This is a genomic window from Microcystis sp. M53603_WE2 (assembly GCF_030065435.1).
In genome coordinates this window covers 1-1,232 of sequence record NZ_JASJFF010000770.1, presented here as the reverse complement: position 1 = coordinate 1,232, position 1,232 = coordinate 1, and the positions used below count along the sequence as shown (strand labels likewise).

Below are 1,232 nucleotides of genomic sequence, written 5' to 3'. Positions count from 1 at the left end.
GCAGAGAATGTTCCTCAGTATTTGAAGCTACGTTGTGCTTATCTCAACGGCGATATTGCCTGAGTATTTTTACTCATTGCAAAACTGGGATGCTCCCAAATTATAGGCGATGACAATCTCTTCCCAGAGAGAGGCTAAGGAAAGTGGCGAAGAAAATAAAGCTCCGAATAATCCCCCTAAAAGTAGGACAATAGCTAGAGGGCGACGAGTTTGACTTAATTCAAAAGCTTTCAGTTGCAATTCTCCCATCGCATCGACACCAAAACCCGTTACTATATGCCAGATATCGTGAGTTTGCCGTAGGCGAAGCAGCAGATAATCTGTGTCGGAATTGACCTGAATAGACCGATAAAAATTAGGATCAAAATTGAAACTAATTAGGTGAGTAGCATAATGATAACCCTGGGAATCCTCTGGGAGTTTCAGCAGGGTTTCTAAACAGGGACTAGCGGCCAGATATCTTTGGGCAATTATTTGAGCGGTAGCTCGATCGCTTTTTTTATAATTTTATATTTTATAACCCCCTATTATTCGAGTTCTTGAGGTTCAATAACCAACTTAATTCCCTGAATAATTAATTTGATTTTTTCCTGAGAAAGTCTTCCGATAGACTCCGTTAAAAGACGCTTATCAAGCGTGAAAACCTGTGAAACATTAACAACACTGGATTCAGGTAAATTCCCTTCACCCTCATTCAATAAAACATTACCAATAGCTTTTGCTCGTCTCAAATTGGTTGTTAATAGACACACAATAACCGTCCCAATTTGTGACTGATTCAGAGCATCATTTTGCACCACAACACAAGGACGAAGATAAGCAGGTTCAGAACCTTGTGGTTCTCCTAAATCAATCCAATAAATCTCTCCTTGAAAAATCGTCATATTTACTCGGATAATTGGCGTTGATGATGCCGTATTCCCTCTAACATTAAAGTTTCTGATTCGTCCAATCCATCACTATAAGCTTCATTCCAACTATCTATTAATCGTTGTTTAGTTGTTTGTTGATTATTCAATCCTAATTGTTGATGTAACTGCTCCAATAACCATTTTTTATCTTCAAGAGAACAGTCTCGTAACTTTTGTTCCAGTTCAATTATCAGAGAAGATAACGCAACATCTCAATAAATGCTGGTAAGGAAGCCGAAGTCAACCTAGAAAATGAACCCGCACTCGTGAGAAAGCATCGACTTAGGTTGCACTGAGGAAGAAAATCTGCTTTAACTAAGG

The 1,232-nt window shown here is 38.8% G+C and carries 2 protein-coding genes and 1 pseudogene; all 3 read right to left on the bottom strand.

What is annotated here, in order from left to right:
- Nucleotides 1-69 precede the first annotated feature (69 nt).
- Nucleotides 70-480, bottom strand: a pseudogene (locus tag PX481_RS16585) (Coq4 family protein); the annotation flags it as partial.
- Nucleotides 481-527: 47 nt separating this feature from the next.
- On the bottom strand, nt 528-884 hold the full coding sequence (locus PX481_RS16580; RefSeq protein ID WP_002764333.1) for a type II toxin-antitoxin system PemK/MazF family toxin: 357 nt from the start codon (nt 882-884) through the stop codon (nt 528-530).
- A 2-nt stretch (nt 885-886) separates the two neighbouring features.
- On the bottom strand, nt 887-1,105 hold the full coding sequence (locus PX481_RS16575; RefSeq protein ID WP_071825169.1) for a hypothetical protein: 219 nt from the start codon (nt 1,103-1,105) through the stop codon (nt 887-889).
- Nucleotides 1,106-1,232: the final 127 nt, after the last annotated feature.